We start from the raw sequence: 19,701 nt of genomic DNA on the forward strand, positions 1-19,701 counted from the left end.
AGAGCCACGCCAAGCGTTGTGCGGCATGAAAACGGCGAGGCAAACAGGATGGCCACTTGATCCACGACAGCGCACACGGTCGCGGCTGCGGGTAGCACCCAGGCCATCGGCAATACCGCGCTCAATGTCTGAAGCAACCAGCACCAGGCAGGAGGATGCCCTTAATAGCGAAGCCCGGCCAAGAGCTACGCTTGCAAAGAGGCGTCGCGCTCGAGAAGAAGAGCCTGGTATTCATCCCGCCAGGGCTGGTGGGTCCAGATGAGGGCATATTGCAGCGCGGCGAGCAAGCTGATAGCCAGCGTCCTCGCCGTAGTGCGACCCAGAGCCCTGTCGAGGGCGCAAAAACCTGCGTTCACCGCGCTTGCGAAGGATAGGGCCGCCGCCGATATAGGGTACGTTTAGCGCCAATCTGCTAAGGAAAGGCATCTCACCCTTGCGCTTTCCTCCAACCCATATTGCACGTTGACCGTTTGGTCCCATAAGCAAGGCAGCGTGACTGTCCAGAAATCCCGCATTGTCGTTTTTGGCGCGTATGACGTTCGTAAGCCGCGCGTGCGCTTGCTCGTCGACGCGATCAGGCGCGCCGGGGCATTGCAAGATGATATCTTGGTTCGGGCCTGGGAGTTTGTGCCGCAAACCAGCGTGCCTTCGCGCATGAGTTTGGCTAAAGTGCTTTTCCGCATGGCGTTGCGCTACCCTGGGGCGTTGCTGCGCCTGATCCAAAGCGGTCGGGGAGGAGCAGTGCTGTTGCCTTATCCTGGTATTCTCGAGATTATCCTGATCGCCCCGATCGCACGGCTGCTGGGGCGGCGCTTGATCCTTGATGCCTTCCTGCCAATCCATGACACGATCGTGGGCGACCGAGGGCTGATTGGTGAGGGGGTGGTTTCCCGGCTGATCTGGTGGTTCGAAAAGGCGGCTTTGAGCCTCGCTGATATCATCATTGTCGATACCGACAGCCATGGCGAGTATTTTTCGGATGAGTTTGGAATCGATCCAGGCCGGTTTATGACCGTCCTCGTAGGAGCGGAGCCGCTGTTCACGACCGATCGCAAGCTTCTCCCCGTCGACGATATACTCGAAAACGACGAACGGCCGATCGTGCTTTTCTATGGTCAGCTTATCCCGCTGCACGGTGTCCCGACGATCATCAGGGCCGCGCGTGAATATGAGGGGCCGGATGCGCGCTGGATTATAATCGGGCGCGGCCAGTTGGAGCCGCTTGTCGAGCAGGCACTGGCCGATGGCGGCGAGGCGCTCGCCAGGCAACTGACCTGGATCAAATGGGTCGATTATGAGAAATTGCCGAGCGTTATTGCCAAGGCGCGGATCTGCCTTGGCGTGTTCGGCGCATCGGAAAAGGCCGCGCGCGTGATTCCGAATAAGCTTTTCCAGCAGGCAGCGATGGGCAAGCCAGTTATTACCCGCGCAAGCCCCGCGGTCGATCTCCTTGCCCGAGATTTTCCTGAGATGGTAAAGACTGTGCCAGAGGATAACCCGAAGGCTCTGGCGCGAGCAGTCGCAGAGATGCTTTCAAACATCGAGGTAACCCCTGCATTTGTGTCCGGGCTTACCCCCGATGCGGGTGTCGTTACTCTCCTTGAACGGCTGTCTGCGGGCGATTGAAGAGAAAGGCACCGCCAAGGAGGAAATCGGAAGCCGTCATGCCTGCGCGAGACAAGAGCGCTATCGCCAACGCTTGGCTGGAAGGAAGTATCAGTGTCAGCAAGACGATCATTGTGCCTTCTCTCGCACCGAAACCAGCAGGTGCGATGAAGACTAAAAAGCCTGCACACCATGCCAGAGCATAAATTCCAGCCCCTTGTAGGATCGAGAGACCGCCCGGATCAGCGCCGAGCGCGCTCGCTATGAAGACCAGGTGAGTGCCTGCGGCCATCCACGCTATTAAAGCCAGCAAGATTGATCCAAAAACTGACCAAAAACTGACCGTGAAGCCGATATTTGCGACCCGCATAACTCTTTGGCGAACTGGCTCCCAAAGAAAAAGAGCAGCCACGATCGTTATCGACATGAGTGGCGCCCAGGCGACCCCGACTTTCTGACCATGGGAATACAAGGTTGGGATAGCGATGAAAAAGCCACTTCCGAAACCAATCATCGTTGCGACAAGCATAGTCGCGATAGCCAGTGACCGATCCATTCCTTCGGCTTTTGCGAGTTCAGCAGAGGCTAGGAATGACCAGAATGAGCCAGGCAGGTATTTTCCTAACTGCCCTGGGAAGAATATGCGAGCAGACGCGATCCAGCCAGGGCCGGACTGATGATCGGCTATCAGCATTCTCCAAGAACAGGCGGTAAGTATGATATTCAAAGCTGCGAATGCCATCGCCAACGCCAGTAAACCTGGATCCGCCCCTGTGAGCAATCGCGTCAGTTCGTTTACATCGGAGCGGATGACCGTCCATGCAGCAATGAGAACCACAATCAAGAAGACGGCTTTCACCACGGTAAGCAACGTCCTTTGAGGCGTTTGATTTCGGTCGTAGGCGCTCATGGCGCACGGCTTCTCATCGCGGTACGCGCGCTCTCGCGAGCAACCCGACGCCGCGGTCTGGAAAACGTTTGCTCAACTCGCAAAGCACTGGATTAACCAATTTCATGAGCCCTCCCAAAGGCCCCTCCGGTTGGAGTATCCTACCAGACGACGCTGTACGCTTTTCAAATACCTCATCGTCGACCTCGGCAAGACGTCGTTTTGCAATGCGATTGCGAAGATGCTCCAAAAGTGGTCCGACGGGGAAACCATAATGCGTGATCTCTACATCCTTCATGCCGCTCTCTTCTAAAAGACACCTGAGGTCTTGCGCATCGTAGCGGCGATAGTGACCTACCATTTCGTCCCAGGCGCCATAGCGATGACGGTATGCCGGCGCGCTGATAACTATTTGGCCGCCGGCTTTAATCCTCTCGCCCCATTTTTTGAGAGCTGCTGCATCATCCTCTATATGTTCAATAACTTCGAACGCGCAGACACAGTCGAATCGAGGAAGTTCGGGGAAAGCCTCAACACCAATGTTGCGGACTTCAAGGCTCGGGCCTTCTAGGCGCCGCGCAATCATGAAAGATGTCTTGTCAGGCTCTAGGGCGGTGACATGGGCACCCCTAGCAGCCATTCGCGCCGCGAAGGCTCCCCGACCGCAACCTATTTCCAAGATGCTCGCACCTGCGCCAGGAAGCATGGTGCTCGCCGCCTCCCAACGCATCGCTGCGCCCGGTGCTAGGGGTGGAAGGATGCTGACTCTTGGCATGCCCAGTTCACTTCCGATATTTTCGAACGCAGTCATCATCAATAGTCCGCAAGGAGAGCGGATAGAGCTGTTTCGCTCGCCACCGGCTCGCCCGCTGCGGCCCAGCGAAGTGTCACCTCCTGCGCTCTGGTACGAGCGAAATCGTAGCCTCCGCGATCGAGATCTAGGATGGTTCCGGCGAGGACAGCTTCGCCATCGTCGACAAGGCCCGTGCGTTCAACGCGATATTGGCCTGGAACGGCAACCGCTTCATCAAGCTTGCGATTACCCGCTGCGATCTTGGTTTGTGCTGAACGGTCGCGAACGCTTGCGAACTCGCTGGCTGCCAGTTGGTTTTTGATGCTCTTCTGCATGCCTAATAGTCCGTGAACAGGTCCGAGACGGTCAAGTTGCTTGCTGTGGGCTTTCCTGCCTTTGCCCAGCGCAAACTCGCGCTCCCTTGTCCTGAGTTTACGATCGAGTAGCGCGCCCGTTCGAGGTTTACCTGGGTGCCGACCGGATAGACTTTTTCGTCGATCGTCAAGGCGTTGACCTCGACGCTATACAAACCAGGCACAGCAACATACTCGTCCACCAGGCTGCTTTGTGCAGGGATAGTCTTGCCCGCTACATAGATCATCCCACTATGTTCAATGAAGTTATTTCGAAGGGTCTTCTCATCTTCAGGCAACAGACGATCCCCTTTTGGGTCCGCCGCGAACACATTATGTAGGGCGAGCGAGTTCTTGATAAGGAGGGGAACTGGGTTCTCTTCAAGAGCGCGAGAGTAAAGTGGTCTACCTTCGGCAAGGTAATCCGAAAGGGCCCAACCCGATGCAAAGCCTAGCACCGCCCGAGGGTAATCGCCGAGTACACCGCACTCATCGATAAAGTAGACCGGCTCAGGAAAGACGGCTCGCAATTGTTGTTGGAAGAGCCTCTGATCGCCGAGCGGTTCGCGGGGTTCTGCGAACCACAAAGCGACCGCGTTCAACGTCAGCATGGCGCACACCCCGACCGTCCCATAGCGTTTCGCGACCTGCTCAATCACGGGAGCAAGCGCAATCGCAACCGGAGGCAGAAGAAACGTGAAATAGTAAGGAAAGGCGTTGCGATAGAAGGCCACCGAGAGCAGCGGGGCAGCCAAAAGCGCCAAGGTCAGTTTAGTGGATTTCGTTCCTTCGCCTCTTATCAGCCAAACAATAAAAACAATGACTAGCAGGGCGAATAGGGGAGCGAGTAGGACTTGCTTGAGGAGGTAGCGGCCCTGAGGGAACAACCCGGCGGTGAACATCCTTTGAGCAGACGAAGTAAGCGTTTCGGAGACATAATCCGCTGTTTCTCCTCCAAAGATGAAGAAGAAGGTAGAGAGGGCAAAGCAAACTATCGCAGCTCCAGCGATTTTGAGGCCACGTGATGGGCGAATTGAGAGTTCTCTTTTGCGGAGAAGGATTGCCCCGAGAAAACAAGGCGCCCACAGCACTGATTTGATGGTCGACAACACGGCCAGCACGAGTAGAGCGAATAATAAACCGCAATTGATCAGATTCACGCGCCCACGCAGTCCAAGCGCGAGCGCGCTCATTAACAGTGCGGCCGCGATGACATCGGCCCGCAGAGCAAAACCATTCGTAAAGGCGTAGCCAGCGGTGAGGTAAGTAAGGCCGCATAGTAAGGAGACATGGACCGATGCGAAACGCCGCGCGGCAACATAGATCCCCCAGACCGTAACGACCTGAAAGACAAGGATAAAGGTGCGTATAAATATGATCTGGTCAAGCGTCGGAATTGCCAGATGTGTCACCCAGCTGAACAACGGCACGAAGGGTGTCTGCAAAAACTGGACTTCCTCTCCACGCACTGACGCAGTGATAAGCGAGTAGTGCCATAGTTCGTCCCAGTTGATGGTCTTTACGAAGACCAGATGCAGTTGCAGGCCGACGACGATCCCGAGCGCCACGAGGATGACGTGCGGTATGGAAACGATTTCGGAACTTGTCCTTTTGGGGTTCGCTACCGCTACGCTCATTGCGTCGCTTCCTGTCGTTCGAACAGGTGTTCGTGCGCATCGTCCGGCAAGGTAGACGCCTTGGCTGCGTCAAGCCTTTCCTCTAGCTGGCGCAGCTTCAGCAGGCTGGCTTCGAGCAGCTTACGGTTGGTAGCAATTAGATCGGCGAGAATGCCCAGCGTGGTCACCAAGACACCAACAGTAAATAGAGCTCCACCGATTACGAGCGACTGGACATGCCCGCCGCCATCACCGTTTGCAAAAAACCAGAGGAAGCGCCCAATTGGGAAAAGGCCGATCAAGATAGCCATCAGTCCAAGCCCCGCGAAGACACGAAGCGCGTTAAACGTCGTGTAAGCGCGCAGGATCGTCACTCCGGTCTGCTGGATAAAGCTTGGGATTGACGTGAACAGTCGCGACGGTCGCGTGGCGGCGTGCGTGCGGATTGGCACAGAGGTGATTGCAAGACGTTTACGTCCTGCCTGGATGAGCATGTCGGTCGTGTAACTAAACTCAGTGGTGATGTTGATCCGTTGCGCGGCCTCTCGGCTGATCGCGCGAAAACCCGAAACTGCGTCGGTTATATCGGTGGCGGACAGCGTTCGCACGACATAGCTGCCGAGCCTCTGAAGTAGCCGCTTTCCACGCCCAAAATGTGCGTTATGACCGACCGAACGATCACCAATGCAAATGTCCGCCTCGCCTGCAACCACCGGCGCAACGATGCGGGCTATATCGGCGCCTTCATATTGGCCGTCAGCGTCGGTATTGACGACAATGTCGGCGCCTTCGGCAAGACATTTTTCGAGGCCTGACCGAAAGGCGTCGGCAAGCCCCCGATTGCAGCGGTGGCGCACAATATGATGCACTCCCCACCGCCGCGCCACCCCTGATGTATCATCTGCACTGCCATCATCAATGATACAATACTCAATAGTATCAATGCCTTCCAAGACACGCGGCAGCTTGGCCAGAGTTTCCGGAAGCACCTCCGCCTCGTTCAGGCAAGGAATTTGGATGATGAGCTTTGTCATGGTAACTTGATCGAAGCCCCCGTTAGGCGAAAGCTGTGCGCCGTTGTCGTGAGGTGTTACCGGGGGGAATTTAATCAAACGTAAACCATGAGCCAGACAGGTGTTGTGTCACGATACTGACACCAGCAATGCGTCCGTCGGTTCGCCCTTCTCTTGAATTCTTCAACCCTACATTCATCGCCTTCGGGCTAAAGGCCCGCTAACGAGCGCTTCAGCGGGTCCGTGATCAGGGGGACAAACACAAGACAATGTGCGGAATCATTGGGATTGTAAGCGGCACGGCGGTCGCTGATCGGCTCGTGGATGGGCTGCGCCGGATGGAGTATCGCGGATACGATTCCGCCGGCATCTGCGTCATCCACGATGGCGCGCTGGTCCGCCGCCGCGCCGAGGGTAAACTGGCCAATCTTGTCAGCGTTTTGCGGGATGATCCGGCCGACGGCGTGATCGGCATTGCGCACACGCGCTGGGCAACCCACGGGGCGCCAACAGCCTCGAACGCGCACCCGCACGCAACGAGCGAGGTGGCCATCGTACACAATGGCATCATCGAGAATTTCAAGGAACTGCGCGCCGAGCTTGCCGGGGAAGGGCGCGCGTTTGAGAGCGAGACGGACAGCGAAGTGGTGGCGCATCTGATCTCAAGCCGGATCGAAGCGGGCGACACCCCGCAGGATGCGGTGCGCGCTGTCCTTCCGCGTCTGCGCGGTGCCTTCGCGCTGGCGATCACCTTTCGCGCGCACCCCGACTTGCTGATCGGCGCACGGCTCGGCTCGCCGCTGGTCGTCGGTCATGGCGCGAGCGAGAACGGGGGCGAGATGTTTCTGGGTTCGGACGCGCTCGCGCTCGCTCCGCTGACGCAGCGCATTACCTATCTCGAAGAGGGCGATTGGGTGATCGTCAGGCGCGGCAGCGCGCAAATCTTCGACGCGCAGGGGCGCGAGACCGTACGCGCGGTGCAACCTTCAGGCGCTTCGGCGGCGGCGGTCGAGAAGGGCAATTATCGCCATTTCATGCAAAAGGAGATTTTCGAGCAGCCCACCGTGGTGGCGCAAACGCTGAGCTCCTATCTGCGACGCGAGGACAACTCGGTTGCGCTCCCGCAATTCGATTTCGACATTTCGAATGTCCGGCGGCTCACCATCGTTGCGTGTGGGACGTCGTATTACGCCGGCATGGTGGCCAAGTACTGGTTTGAACAATTCGCCCGCGTGCCGGTCGATATCGATGTGGCGAGCGAGTTCCGTTATCGCGAACCGGTTCTTGAAGAAGGCGGTCTGGCGCTGTTCATCTCGCAATCGGGCGAGACAGCCGACACGCTTGCGGCGCTGCGCCACTGCAAATCGGAAGGGCAGGTCATCGCAGTGGTGGTCAATGTGCCCACCAGCACGATGGCGCGCGAAGCCGACCTTTTGCTCCCGACGCACGCTGGACCCGAGATCGGCGTCGCCTCGACCAAGGCGTTTACCTGCCAGCTCGCCGTGCTTGCGGCGCTCGCGGCGCATATGGCGGTCAAGAAGGGCCTGCTGGATCGCAAGGCTGAGGCGGAGATTGTCGGCCATCTCCTCGAAGCCCCGGCTGCGCTGAACGCGGCGCTGCATCACGATGACGATATCGCCGCGATGGCGCCGCTGATCGCGCCGGCGCGCGACGTGCTTTATCTGGGGCGAGGGCAGGACTATCCGCTTGCGCTTGAAGGGGCGTTGAAATTAAAGGAAATCAGTTACATACACGCCGAAGGCTATGCGTCGGGCGAGATGAAGCACGGGCCTATTGCGCTCATTGATGACGACGTTCCGGTGGTGGTGATCGCGCCTTCGGGGCCACTGTTTGAAAAAACGGTGTCCAACATGGAAGAGGTGCGCGCGCGCGGTGGCAAGGTGGTGCTCATTTCCGATGCGACGGGTCTTGAACAGGCCGGCGAGGGCTGCTTGGCCACAATCGAGATGCCCGTGGTCCACCCGCTTATCGCGCCGCTCGTCTACGCCATTCCGGTGCAACTGCTCGCTTACCACGTGGCGCTGGTGAAAGGGACCGACGTGGATCAACCGCGCAATCTGGCGAAGTCGGTGACGGTCGAGTGAGCAAGTTACCCAGCCTTGCGCTCACATCGTTCCATCGACCTTCTTCCAGTGGGCGTAAGCGTGCCCGCCAGGCGCCAAGACACCATGTCGCTGCGACCGGTTAACCCGCCTGTTCTGAAGGGATAATCAAACCGTCCGAGCGCGTATCGCCCGGCGCGCAGAGCTTTACCGGGTTCTAACCTTTCCACTCTAGCCGTGCGAGGTGTGAATACGCACGCCCAACCCGTCCAGGAAGCGCCAAGCCGTTTGTCCTATGCCGCTGTGCTTGGCCTGACCGGCGAAAGCGACAGCGATTGGGCGAAATTGCGCGGGATGCAGTACGCGGCGCTGTCGGACGTCACGTTCTTTCGGGTCTTTGCCCATGCCATCCTCGCCGTCTTTGTGGCGCAGATCTATCTGAAGACCGCGCCCGCGCTCTGGTTGGCCGCCTGGATCATAGCTCTGGCTGCGGTGCACGTTGCCGGAGCGCGTTTTGATCGAACCCTCGCCGATGTCGATCGGCGCAAGATCACGCGGGGGGAGTTCTACCGTCAGTCGCTGACTTCGCTGCTGTCGGGCGCCCTTTGGGGCGCCGCGGTCTTCATCTTTGGGCCCCTGGGTTCGTTCGCCAGCCTGACCGCCTTGCTGATGGTGATCGCGATCATTGCCTCGGGCGCTATCTACTTTCGCACGTCCGCGCCGCTTGGCGCATCGCTCTACGCAGCGGTCTCTGGCGCTGCGGTGGCCGTGTATCTGGCGCAGGAAGGTCTCTGGTTCGCGGTCGCAGGCAGCGCGGTCTTCACGGTTACGACGGTGCTCGGCGCGGTGCAGGCCGGCCAGACCTATCTTGAGGTCCGCCTTTCGCAACACGCCATCATCGAAAAGGAAGAGGTCGTCTCGCTCCTTCTGCGCGAGTTCGAAGAGAACGAGGCCGATTGGCTTTGGGAGGTCGATACAGCGCGCCGCCTGCGCGGCGTCAGCCCGCGGTTCGCGTTTGCTCTCAATTCGATCCAGAGCGAGGTCGAAGGGAAGCCTCTGCTTGAATGCATCACCGGGCGCAGCTGGGATGAAGGTCAGTATCCCGAAAGCCTGCACGAGCTTGCCAACAAGCTGAAGGATCGAGAGAGCTTCGCAAATCTGGTTGTACAGGTTTCCATCAAAGGCGAAGCGCGCTGGTGGGAGCTCTCCGGAACACCGCTGCGCGACGAGCGCGGCCGCTTCTACGGATTTCGGGGTGTGGGTTCGGATGTGACCGAACGCCGCCAATCCGATGAGAAAATCGCCTACCTTGCGCGTTTCGACACGCTCACTTCGCTTCCCAACCGCTTGCAGCTGACCGAAGCTCTGGGCGACGCGCTCCGGTTCTCGGAGCAATGGCGCTCACGCTGCGCGTTGCTGATGGTCGACTTGGACCGGTTCAAGGCGGTGAACGATTCGCTTGGGCACCTGACCGGCGACAAGCTGCTCGCTCAGGTGTCCTCGCGCCTGCAAATGCTGATGGATGAGAACACGATTTGCGGGCGTCTGGGCGGAGATGAATTTGCGATCGTGATCCGCGAGGCGACCAACGCCGAGCAGGTCGAGAAATTGGCGCGCCGCGTGATCGAGGCGCTTTCCGAGCCCTATCAGGTTGAGCAGCACACGCTTTACGTCGGTGCCAGCGTCGGCTCCGCTTACGGCCCGCGCGATGGCGAAAGCGTTGAGGAACTGATGCGCAACGCTGACCTGGCGCTTTACCGCGCAAAGGATGTGGGCGGGGGTGAGCACTGCCGGTTCGAGCCGGTTCTCCACGCGTCCGCCGAGGAGCGGCGCAAGCTCGAAGTCTCGCTGCGCAAGGCGCTGGGACGCGATGAAATGGTGCTGCACTATCAGCCCGTGGTTGACGCGCGCAGCGAAAGCATTGTGAGCTTCGAAGCGTTGGTGCGCTGGAACAGCGCCGATCATGGTTTCGTAAGCCCGGGAAAGTTCATTCCGCTCGCCGAGGAGACCCGGCTGATTGTTCCGATCGGCAAGTGGGTGCTGCGTCAGGCCTGCATGGAGGCGCGCTCCTGGCCCGAGCACATCAAGGTCAACGTCAACGTGTCACCCGAGCAATTGCTCGAACCGGACTTCCATCAGGACGTGGTCGATGTTCTGGCGGCGACAGGCCTGCGCCCCGACCGCCTCGAGATCGAAGTCACCGAGAGTATCTTCCTGCGCGACGCGTCCGTGGCGCGCAGCGCACTGGAACAGGCCATGGCGCTGGGTTGCTCGGTCGCGCTGGATGATTTCGGAACCGGGTATTCCTCGCTCGGTTACCTGCGCAAACTGCGTTTTTCGACCATCAAGGTCGACCGCACCTTTGTCCAGGGCGCTTCGCAAGGCAGCAACGAAAGTCTGGCGATCATCAACGCGGTTGTGGCCATGGCCAAAAGCCTCGACATGACGACCACGGCCGAAGGCGTCGAAAGCGAGGAAGAAGCGGAGCTCATTCGCAATCTGGGCTGCGACAAGATCCAGGGCTTCTACTTTGGCCGGCCCATGTCGAACGAGGAGGCGCGGCGCCTGTTCAATACCCCCCAGGCGAAGCGCGCCTGAGCGCTTACGATCGTCTAAGCCGAAACGAGGCTTTCGACCACGTTCTCGAACAGCCGGCGCCCGTCCGCGCCGCCAAGGCTTGGATGCGCGGCCTGGGCCATGGCGCGCTCGGGATGCGGCATCATGCCGAGAACCCGGCCATTGGCGCTCAGCACCCCTGCAATATCGCGCTGCGACCCGTTTACTGGCTCGCTGTAGCGAAAGGCGATGCGGTCCTCCGCCTCAAGCGCTTCCAGAGTGGCTGCGTCGGCGAAGTAGTTTCCGTCATGATGCGCGATGGGAACGCGAAGGGTTTCGCCCCTGGCAAAGCCGCTGGTGAACGGCGAGCTCGTGTTCACCACCGTCAGTTCCACCGTGCGGCAGAGAAAACGCTGGCCCGCGTTGCGCATCAGAACGCCGGGCAGAAGGCCGCTCTCGCACAGCACCTGGAAGCCGTTGCACACACCCAGCACGGCAACACCTCGTCCAGCGGCGGCGGCAACGGCGCGCATGATCGGGCTCTTGGCGGCCATCGCCCCGGCGCGCAAATAGTCACCGTAGGAAAAGCCCCCGGGCAGCGCGATGAAATCGAGGCCTGCGGGAAGATCCGCGTCGCCGTGCCAGACACGGGTGGGCGCGTTGCCCGTGACGGCCTCGATCGCCACCGCCATGTCGCGGTCACAATTCGAGCCCGGAAAGGTGATGACGGCCGTTTTAAAGGCCATCAGGCGGTCTCCTCAGAGAGCGTTTCGATGGCGAAATCCTCGATCACCGTGTTGGCGAGAAGCTTTTCGCACATGTTTGTGAGTGCGCTTAGCGAGGTTCCTTGCGCCACATCCATTTCGATTAGCCGACCGATACGCACATCCTCGACCCCTTCAAAGCCCAGTCCTTCCAGCGCGTGGTGAACCGCGCGCCCCTGCGGATCGAGGACGCCGGGCTTGAGGCGGACATGGATGCGAACTTTCATGGGCGAGGGGCCTTCTTGGTCGAGCGCCTGCGGATGAGCGCGGGTTTGTTCGCGAGCGCCCTTAGCGCGCTTTTCTCTCGCGCGCACCCTGCCTTGAGACAGTTTTACTCGGCGCGCTGGCGTGGGAACAACGTCTTGCAGGCTTAAAAGTGTCACCGAACTGCCACATTGCGCGCCAGATCGTCACGAGAGCGTCCCCTTCACGCGCGGGGGCCCGGCTTGCGCCTCGCAAGAATCGCCGAATTCTGGCAGCGCCTGCGCCGCGCCTTTTCTCATCGCGTAAAAACCAGGGGCCTGTGTCATGTCGAATCGTCTGTCTATCGTCCATGCGCTCTGGACGAGCACCACCGCAATCACCGCCGCGGCTTTTGCATTCGCCGCTCCCGCCGCTGCGCAGGACACCGAAACCGCTGAAGCCGACGATGGAAAGCTTCCGTCGATCATCGTTACGGCCAACCGCCGCGAAGAAAACCTGCAGGATGTGCCGGTCTCCGCAGAGATTCTTGACGAGGGTCGGATTGACGCGGTGTTCTCAGCCGCGGGTGACATTACCGCGCTCGCCGGTTCGGTCCCTGGCCTCAATGTCGAAAGCTCGAACGGTCGCGTTGCGCCGCGCTTTTACATTCGCGGCCTTGGCAACACCGATTTTGACCTAGCCGCCTCGCAGCCCGTTTCGGTTCTGCTGGACGAAGTCGTGCTTGAAAACGTCACGCTCAAATCCTTCCCGATCTTTGATGTGGAGCGGGTTGAGGTGCTGCGCGGCCCGCAGGGCACGCTGTTTGGTCGCAACACGCCGGCGGGTATTGTCAAGATCGACAGCATCAAACCAAGCTTTGAGGATGACGTCCAACTGGGCCTGAGCTTCGGCTCGTTTGACACGATCACCGCAAACGCCGCTATGGGCGGTGGTATCGTCGAAGAGACGCTCGCGTTTCGAGTCTCGACCCAGTTTCAGCGCCGCGGCGACTGGATCGACAACGATTTCACCGGCGAGCAAGACGTTCTGGGCGGCTTCACCGATATTGCCATTCGCGGTCAGCTGATGCTGACGCCGGACGAAAGCAACCGGTTCAAGGCGCTCGCATCGGTCAATTTCCGCGATCTCGATGGCACTTCGACCATCTTTCGTGCCAACGTGCTCGGGCCGGGGAATAACAATCTCAACGAAAACTACGACCGTGGCGCGGTTTCTTTCGACGCGGGTGGTGGCAACCCTTCGGAATACCAGCAACTCGGCGCAACTCTCAATCTGAGCTATGAATTTGAGGGCGCAACGCTCACCTCGATTACCAGCTATTGGGAAAGCGATGGCTTTTCACGCGGGGATGTCGACGGTGGCAACCTGGTGACGGGCCCTGGCTTCATCCCGTTCCCGTCCGACACGCAGGACTCGATCGATCTGGAGCAGTACACGCAGGAAGTGCGCCTCGCTTCGAACGGTGAAGGGCCGTTGAGCTGGCAGATTGGCGGGTTCTACTTCAGCAGCGATTTCGACGTCACAACAGTGGGGTTCGATTTCCCGCCGCCCGTCACGGTCAATCACACCAACGATGCGTGGGCTGCTTTCGGCCAGGTGTCTTACCAGCTTAACGAGATACTCCGGGTGACGGGCGGCCTGCGCTACACCGACGATGAAAAGGATTTCATCGTTGTCGAAGGCGCCCCGCCGCAGCCCGTTTCGGTGCAGGATGATAATGTAGACTGGGATATCAGTCTGTTCGCCGATGTGTCTGCGGACACCAGCCTTTACGCCCGCGTCGCCAACGCGTTCCGCGCGCCGACGATCCAGGGCCGCGATGTCGCATTCTTCAGCGCGCCAAGCGTCGCTGAATCGGAGAACATCACCAGCTATGAAGTCGGCTTCAAGAGCGAGCTGGCCGACAACGCCATTCGCATCAACGGCGCGGTGTTCTACTACACTGTTGAAGATCCCCAGTTCACCGCGGTGGGCGGAGAGGCAAACCTCGTCCAGCTGATCAACGCCAATGAGGGCGAGGCCTATGGCTTCGAGCTCGACACTGCTTTCCAGTTGACACCTGAACTGCTCTTCACGCTGGGCGTTGCGTACAACAACACCGAGATCAAGGATGACAGCCTGGCGGTTGGCGTTTGCGCTCAGTGCACCGTGACCGATCCGACGGTCGAGATCGATGGCGTCACGCGGGCGTTGGTCGACGGCAACCCGTTCCCCAACGCGCCCGAGTGGAGCGGCGACTTCACCGCGAGCTACACGATCCCGGTTGGCGACAACGATGCGTTCTTCATCTTCACCGACTGGGTCTATCTGGGCGACACCAACTTCCTGCTTTACGAGAGCCAGGAATTCAACGCCGACAGCCGCATCGAAGGCGGCTTGCGCGTCGGGTACCGCGGCAATGACGGTGAGTACGAAATCGCTGTGTTTGCTCGCAATATCACCAATGAAGACAACGTGCTCGGTGTCATTGACTTCAACAACAACACAGCGTTTGTGAACGATCCGCGCGTGATCGGCGTGTCGGTCGGCTTTAATTACTAAGTCGAAAAGACGGGGCTCGCCTCACCTGTTGTGAGGCGCGCCCGCGTTGCAAGACAAGGGCTGGCGGGAGGCGACCTGCCAGCCCTTTCCTTTGGCCTTCAGGCGCGTGCTATTCGCGGCCTCCCGCCTCAGCGAACTCGGCAGTCGCTTTGGCCTTTGCAGCCTCGCTGGGTGCAACGATGAAAGTCACTGCGGCCTCTGGCTTCAGGTATTGAGCCGCCGCCGCTCGCACGTCCTCGACGCTGACCGCCTTGAGCGTATCGGGATAGGCGAAATAGCGATCAATTCGCTCAGGCTCGCTCTGAGCGCGCGCGGTGAGGGCGGCGTACCCGCCCAGACCTTTCAGAGCGTTCTCATGCTTTTCCAGCAGGGGCTTGCGGGCGCGTTCGAGCAGATCTTCGGTGATGGCGTCGCCCGCCAGGTCGGCCAGCATGGCAGCAATTGCAGCGCGCGCTTCCTCGATCTGGCTGTCCTCAAGCGCTACATTAATCAGGATTGTACCGTAATCACGATAATGGTGGCTTAGGTTGACACTGGCGCCGGGGGAGTATGCCTGGCCAAGCTCTTCGCGGATGCGGTCGATAAGCTCCAACTGCAGCACGCGCCCCAGCATCTGCAGGCGTACTGTCTCTTCGAAATCGGTGTCGTCGGTCGCGGGCCAGAACATCCGCAAGAGCGCCTGATCGGCTTCGCCGTCGTGCTCGATGACGCGGGTTGATCGATCCTGGGTAAAGCCGCGGCTGCGCGCCTCGTCGCGCGGCCGGAATGCATTTTCGCGTTCGGGAAGCGCGCCAAAGGTCGAAGCAACGGCGGCGATCGCGGCGTCTTCCTCGACGTCGCCCACAATCGCGATTTCGATTGCACCGTTGGCCAGTCGGTCGCCGATGACCGCTTCCAGGCCATCGTAGTCGAGCGCCTTGAACGCGTCCTGGGGTTGCAGTGTGAAGCGCGGATCGGCGTCCGACAGCTCGCGGCCCTGCACAGCGCTGAGGGCTCGGCTGGGGGTCGAACGGAGCGTCTCGAAGAAGTTCTTGATCCCTTTCCGGAACTGTTCGACGCCCTCGGCCCGATAGCCTGGATCGGTCAACAAAGCGGCGAACAATTGCATTTGCAGGTCAAGATCGCGCGGGGTTGTGGTCGCCGACATCACGAAGCTGTCGGCGTTGGATGCCAGACCGAAACCGACGCTGCGACCGGCCAGAATGGTCGAGAGTTCATCGACACTGTGCGCCCCCAGCCCCCCTGCGGACAGAGAGCTCGCCAGATAGACCGCGAGCGGGTCCTCCCTTGTGCTCATCAGATTGCCGCCATCGATCGACACGCTCACACTGATACGGTCTTCGCGAATGTCTGTTGTCTTGAGATTCAATCGAACAGCGTTGTCGAAGACGACCTGCCGGATACCGAGCTGCTCCTCGGCCGTGTCCGTGACGATAGCGCCGGGCTTTCCGAAGTCGGTGTAGGCAAACTGAGTAGACCCGTTATCGGTCGGCGGCGTGATCGGCAAAGCCATCCCTGCACGAAAGGCTGAGCGCAGCGCGTCTTCGCCGCCCTCGGGCGCCTCGCGCCCCTGAAAACGGATCAACGGATCGTCAAGCCGTATGACGTGCTCCTTGAAAGCGGCATACACGCTTTTCGGCGTGATCTCGGGCGCAAAGGTCTCGAACAGTTCAAGGCGGTGCTCCGGCGTGGTGGGAACAATCTCATCGCCCACAAGCGACAGCGCTGCGCCGACAAAGGCCGCGTTGTTGCGCGTGTCTTTTGCCTTTACCGCGTTTTCGAGGGCTGAACGTCGGCGGGCGAGTTGCTCGTCCACCTCGGCCTGCGTGAAGCCATAGGTCAGCGCTTCATTATAGACCTGGACGGCGGCCAGCACGCCCTCGCGCCAGGCGCCATCGACGCTCGCCACATTGATCCCCGTCGTCCGCGCGTCTTCGAAGAAGTTGCCCTGGCTGAAGTTTGCGCCCCGGAAAGGCGCGTCTTCGGCCCGTGCAAGACGGGCAAGGCGACGATTGACGATCGCGTATCCGATCCCGCGCAGCGTGGCCCGCTTGCGGTTTGCGATCGTGTCCGGTTCATCGCGCCATTCGCCGAACTGGACGATCGAAACGCTCTCTGAAAGCGAAGGATCGGTGTAGATATCCGTTAGGCCTTTTTGCGTGATATCGACCGGGCCCGTGACGGGCTCTTCGGGAGCGGAAGGGCCCGTCCAGCTTGCAAACCGTTCGCGCAGCTTGGCTTCCATCATCTCGACCGGGTAATCGCCGACGATGACTATCACCGTGTTGTCCGGCACATAGGTACGCTCGTAGAGGGCGCGGATCGTCTCGGAACTGGCGCTCTCGATCACGTCGAGCGTGCCGATCGGCAAGCGCTCGGCAAACCGGGCCTCGGGCGCGTAGAATTCGAAACCGTCTTCTTGAGCGCGCTGCTGGTAATTGCGCCGGTCGCGCCGCTCGGCAAGGATAACGCCGCGTTCACGCTCCACCGCGTCTTCGGCAATGGTAAGCTCGCTCGCGGTTTCGCGCATCAGCATGAGCGCGGTGTCAAGCAGGTCTTCATCGTTGCGCGGCAGGTTGAGCATGTAGGTCACCGAATCAAGGCCGGTGCCCGCATTGGTATCGGCCCCGAACGCCAGACCTTTGCGCTCCAGAAGCTTGATCATCTCGCCTTCGGGAATGCCCGTTGATCCGTTGAAGGCCATATGCTCAAGATAGTGCGCGAGACCACGCTCGGTGTCGGTCTCCTCCAGCGATCCGCTGCCGATCCGCATGCGCACCAGAGCGGTGCCTTCGGGCGTCGCGTTCTGGCGCAGTATGTAGCGCATTCCGTTATCGAGTTCGCCAAAGGTGTATCCGGGATCGACCTCGATATCGCTCGTCTCGAAGGCCCATGTCGGCTCGGCGCGCTCCGCGCGCGCTTCCACGTCCGGGTGATTCTGAGCGGCAAGTGAGTGTACAAGGACGGAATTGGAGAGAGCCAGGAACAGGCTTGCGACAAGCAGGTGGATGCGGGTGATCATGGGGCGGCTTTTACTCTCCTAAAGGCGCTTGTCGCATTTTGGGCGCGCAACGTAATGCCGATGTAACGCATGAAAGAGCACAAAGGCCCCCACGCCGCGCTTCACTTCTTCAGCATATCCGCAGGAAGGCACGGAGGGTTTTGTCCGGTCCAATCCACCTCATCCGTCGCTGGCACAGGCCCGGTCCCGTTCCAGGTGTCGGTTTCCTCTCTTGGATAATAGCCGATCACCGCCATCGAGTTATCGAAATTGGCAAGCCGTTCATTATCGCGCGCTGCCCGCTTGGGGGTGATCTCTGTCGTTTCCGTCCGGCTTGCGCGAACCATGCGGATGGTCCGGTCGTTGCGCTTTTCCATTGCGCGATAGAAGACCCGTCCGAACAGCATCGTGTCGAAGACGGTGTTGAAACTCCACTTTTCGAGCTCGGTCTCCTCAGGGAGGCGGACTGTGGTCGCAAAGCATGAATATTGCGGCGATTGCCAATAGGGCGTTTCGCTAAGGTCCCCTTCGGCGCGCTGGCGGCGATCGGGCGGGTTGAACCCGCCTCCGGGCAAGCGGAAAGTGTAGGTGCCGTCTTCTTCGGCTTCCCAATCGACAGGTCCGGTGCCTACGATTTCAAGGACACTGGCCTGTGTTTCCTTGTCGAACCGGTAGGCGACCTTGTCGATCGAATCCCATTCGCGGTTGCCGACAAGCTCGCTACGGAACGCCGCTTCGAGTTGGTTATCGGTCACTGCGGAGAAGCTGTAATATTCCTGGAGCGCCGATGGGCCGCGGCTGACAATGATCTCGGTTTTCTTCGCTGGCTCGTCGAAGCCCGCGCGCGCATCGATATCGACGATCCCCATTTGCTGCGGGAGCTCGAAGGGGCGCTCCGGCAAACGTTCCAGCGCCTTGCCGTTGGAAGCGAGCGGCAGCACCGATTGGTATCTGAAGAAGGGCTCGTCGCGCGCCTCGATCACCGCGGGCAGAGTCCCATCGAGCCAATAGTCTTCGCCATCGATCCGCGCGCGCACCAGAACGTGATCGAAAAGCCCGGGATTGGCGAGCCTGTTCGGATGGCCATCGGTTGGGATCGTGTTGGCAACCAGCACTGCCTCGGCCTCGATCTCCAGTTCGCGCAGCAGGGCAAGCAGCATGGCCGTCTTGCCTTTGCAGTCGCCATAGCGCCGCTCCCAGGTCTCATCGGCGCTGGCGGGGGTAAAATTGCCGCCGTTGAGACCGACATAGACATAGCGGACCTGCTGCTGGACCAGCTTGAGCGCCGCCTGCGCCTGCGCCAGTTTGCTCGCATTCTCGGAGGCTATGAACGCCGCCTCTTCACGCAAGGGGGAGTTGGCATCGAGCTGTGTTGCTACGTCAAACAGGTCAAAAAAACGCCTCGAGACCGCTTCCCATGTCGCAAAGTCGCTATATTCGATGATCCGTGCCCAGGAGTAGCGCGGCGGAGCGTTGCGCGGCGGCGCGATGGCCTCGGGGTTGTCAAAACGCACAGTGATCGCGTTGTCGGTCCGCTCGGCCACTTCCTTCAGATCGTCCGTGAGTTGGATCGCGGGTTCCTGCCCAACCTCCCAGGACAATTCGAGCCGGAAGCGACCCGAAGGCGGCGCGTCAGCGAGGAACAGGAGCCCGTGGCTGGCTTCCTTGAGGGTCGGGTCGTGAAGAGGGACGGTGTAGGCGAACTCAAGATCGTCCCCGACGCGCAGATCCGGCACGCGCAAAGAGGCTGTCAGGTTGCCATCAAGCATCGCCTGTTCGAGCTGGTCTTCCCGCCGCAGGATCTCGAACTGGGTGCTTTCGAGCACATCGATGACCCGGCTGCCCCGATGGATCCGGACCGCATGCACTTGCGCGGGACCGGAAGCGGGGTTCCAGGCGAACGCGATATTGCCCAATTGCAAGGCCTGTGGCTGAAGAAGCCGAAAGAGCTGGCTCTGATAGGAGCGTGCTCCGGTCTCGGTCAGGCGCGCAATGGTGTCTTGCCGCCGCACAAAGATTAGCCCTTGTGCGTCCTCGGGAACGGGAAGCGGTTCGGAATCGCTCGCCCACTCTGGCGTAGGCGCGATTGGCACAGAAGAAGCGTCTTGGGCTTCGCTGGGCTGCGCGTTCAGCGTAGATGCAAACGCGATCGGCGCAGCCACGCTCAGCGCAAGCGCAGCGGCGATCGAGGGGCGAAGGGACATGAAGGCGGCTCCACAGGGTCGCAAAGCGTTGAGAAATCAAACAAGACTAACCCGAAAGGTCGGCGTAAGCCAGAGCTCGGTTTGTGGCGAAGCGTCGCG

Annotated in this window: 13 protein-coding genes; 4 read left to right on the forward strand and 9 right to left on the reverse strand. The window is 60.0% G+C overall.

The window, feature by feature from the left end; all coding sequences use genetic code 11:
• Positions 1–492: 492 nt before the first annotated feature.
• Positions 493–1,626, forward strand: coding sequence for a glycosyltransferase (locus QNI87_RS00495; RefSeq protein ID WP_300592496.1), 1,134 nt, complete (start codon positions 493–495; stop codon positions 1,624–1,626).
• Here the strand turns inward: QNI87_RS00495 and QNI87_RS00500 are convergent.
• From QNI87_RS00500 to QNI87_RS00520, 5 genes are read right to left on the reverse strand one after another with little or no spacing between them, the layout of a single operon-like run.
• Positions 1,592–2,515, reverse strand: coding sequence for a lysylphosphatidylglycerol synthase transmembrane domain-containing protein (locus QNI87_RS00500; protein WP_300592498.1), 924 nt, complete (start codon positions 2,513–2,515; stop codon positions 1,592–1,594). The two genes, QNI87_RS00495 and QNI87_RS00500, sit on opposite strands and share 35 nt — an antisense overlap.
• Before the next feature lie 13 nt (positions 2,516–2,528).
• A complete protein-coding gene (locus tag QNI87_RS00505) occupies positions 2,529–3,308 on the reverse strand; it encodes a class I SAM-dependent methyltransferase (RefSeq protein ID WP_366146155.1) in 780 nt (259 codons plus the stop codon).
• Positions 3,308–3,622, reverse strand: a complete 315-nt coding sequence (locus QNI87_RS00510) for a hypothetical protein (RefSeq protein ID WP_300592501.1) — start codon at positions 3,620–3,622, stop codon at positions 3,308–3,310. The genes QNI87_RS00505 and QNI87_RS00510 overlap by 1 nt, the downstream gene beginning before the upstream one ends.
• Before the next feature lie 2 nt (positions 3,623–3,624).
• Complete coding sequence (locus QNI87_RS00515; RefSeq protein WP_300592503.1) at positions 3,625–5,277, reverse strand: hypothetical protein; 1,653 nt, start codon at positions 5,275–5,277, stop codon at positions 3,625–3,627.
• On the reverse strand, positions 5,274–6,290 hold the full coding sequence (locus QNI87_RS00520) for a glycosyltransferase family 2 protein (protein ID WP_300592505.1): 1,017 nt from the start codon (positions 6,288–6,290) through the stop codon (positions 5,274–5,276). Before QNI87_RS00520 ends, QNI87_RS00515 begins: the two co-directional genes overlap by 4 nt.
• A gap of 248 nt (positions 6,291–6,538) precedes the next feature.
• Here QNI87_RS00520 and glmS point away from each other — a divergent pair, with 248 nt between their 5' ends.
• Positions 6,539–8,374: a glutamine--fructose-6-phosphate transaminase (isomerizing) gene (gene glmS, locus QNI87_RS00525; protein WP_300592508.1), complete on the forward strand. Its 1,836-nt coding sequence runs from the start codon at positions 6,539–6,541 to the stop codon at positions 8,372–8,374.
• Positions 8,375–8,578: 204 nt separating this feature from the next.
• Positions 8,579–10,930, forward strand: coding sequence for an EAL domain-containing protein (locus tag QNI87_RS00530; protein WP_366146156.1), 2,352 nt, complete (start codon positions 8,579–8,581; stop codon positions 10,928–10,930).
• Between the two features lie 14 nt (positions 10,931–10,944).
• Here QNI87_RS00530 and purQ read toward each other — a convergent pair whose 3' ends face one another.
• Both purQ and purS read right to left on the reverse strand, forming a co-directional pair.
• The gene (gene purQ / locus QNI87_RS00535) at positions 10,945–11,634 is read right to left on the reverse strand and encodes a phosphoribosylformylglycinamidine synthase subunit PurQ (RefSeq protein WP_300592511.1); all 690 of its coding nucleotides are present in this window, start codon (positions 11,632–11,634) and stop codon (positions 10,945–10,947) included.
• Positions 11,634–11,879, reverse strand: a complete 246-nt coding sequence (purS, locus tag QNI87_RS00540) for a phosphoribosylformylglycinamidine synthase subunit PurS (RefSeq protein ID WP_300592515.1) — start codon at positions 11,877–11,879, stop codon at positions 11,634–11,636. Before purS ends, purQ begins: the two co-directional genes overlap by 1 nt.
• 301 nt (positions 11,880–12,180) lie before the next feature.
• Between purS and QNI87_RS00545 the strand changes: the two genes are divergently transcribed.
• Positions 12,181–14,397, forward strand: a complete 2,217-nt coding sequence (locus QNI87_RS00545) for a TonB-dependent receptor (protein ID WP_300592518.1) — start codon at positions 12,181–12,183, stop codon at positions 14,395–14,397.
• Positions 14,398–14,506: 109 nt separating this feature from the next.
• On the opposite strand, the gene QNI87_RS00550 is transcribed toward QNI87_RS00545, so the two are convergent.
• Together QNI87_RS00550 and QNI87_RS00555 are read right to left on the reverse strand one after the other, a co-directional pair.
• On the reverse strand, positions 14,507–17,419 hold the full coding sequence (locus QNI87_RS00550; RefSeq protein ID WP_300592520.1) for a M16 family metallopeptidase: 2,913 nt from the start codon (positions 17,417–17,419) through the stop codon (positions 14,507–14,509).
• A gap of 101 nt (positions 17,420–17,520) precedes the next feature.
• Positions 17,521–19,602, reverse strand: coding sequence for a DUF3857 domain-containing transglutaminase family protein (locus QNI87_RS00555; protein WP_300592523.1), 2,082 nt, complete (start codon positions 19,600–19,602; stop codon positions 17,521–17,523).
• Positions 19,603–19,701 lie beyond the last annotated feature (99 nt).

Origin of the sequence: Erythrobacter sp., assembly GCF_030066995.1 — a bacterium.
Lineage (GTDB): Bacteria > Pseudomonadota > Alphaproteobacteria > Sphingomonadales > Sphingomonadaceae > Erythrobacter.

Bases quoted from the DNA above. Each gene is read 5' to 3' on its own strand.
- QNI87_RS00545 (WP_300592518.1), top strand. From the start codon at position 12,181: ATGTCGAATCGTCTGTCTATCGTCCATGCGCTCTGGACGAGCACCACC.
- QNI87_RS00500 (WP_300592498.1), bottom strand. From the start codon at position 2,515: ATGAGCGCCTACGACCGAAATCAAACGCCTCAAAGGACGTTGCTTACC.
- QNI87_RS00520 (WP_300592505.1), bottom strand. From the start codon at position 6,290: ATGACAAAGCTCATCATCCAAATTCCTTGCCTGAACGAGGCGGAGGTG.
- QNI87_RS00510 (WP_300592501.1), bottom strand. From the start codon at position 3,622: ATGCAGAAGAGCATCAAAAACCAACTGGCAGCCAGCGAGTTCGCAAGC.
- purQ (WP_300592511.1), bottom strand. From the start codon at position 11,634: ATGGCCTTTAAAACGGCCGTCATCACCTTTCCGGGCTCGAATTGTGAC.
- QNI87_RS00505 (WP_366146155.1), bottom strand. From the start codon at position 3,308: ATGATGACTGCGTTCGAAAATATCGGAAGTGAACTGGGCATGCCAAGA.
- QNI87_RS00555 (WP_300592523.1), bottom strand. From the start codon at position 19,602: ATGTCCCTTCGCCCCTCGATCGCCGCTGCGCTTGCGCTGAGCGTGGCT.
- QNI87_RS00515 (WP_300592503.1), bottom strand. From the start codon at position 5,277: ATGAGCGTAGCGGTAGCGAACCCCAAAAGGACAAGTTCCGAAATCGTT.
- QNI87_RS00550 (WP_300592520.1), bottom strand. From the start codon at position 17,419: ATGATCACCCGCATCCACCTGCTTGTCGCAAGCCTGTTCCTGGCTCTC.
- purS (WP_300592515.1), bottom strand. From the start codon at position 11,879: ATGAAAGTTCGCATCCATGTCCGCCTCAAGCCCGGCGTCCTCGATCCG.
- glmS (WP_300592508.1), top strand. From the start codon at position 6,539: ATGTGCGGAATCATTGGGATTGTAAGCGGCACGGCGGTCGCTGATCGG.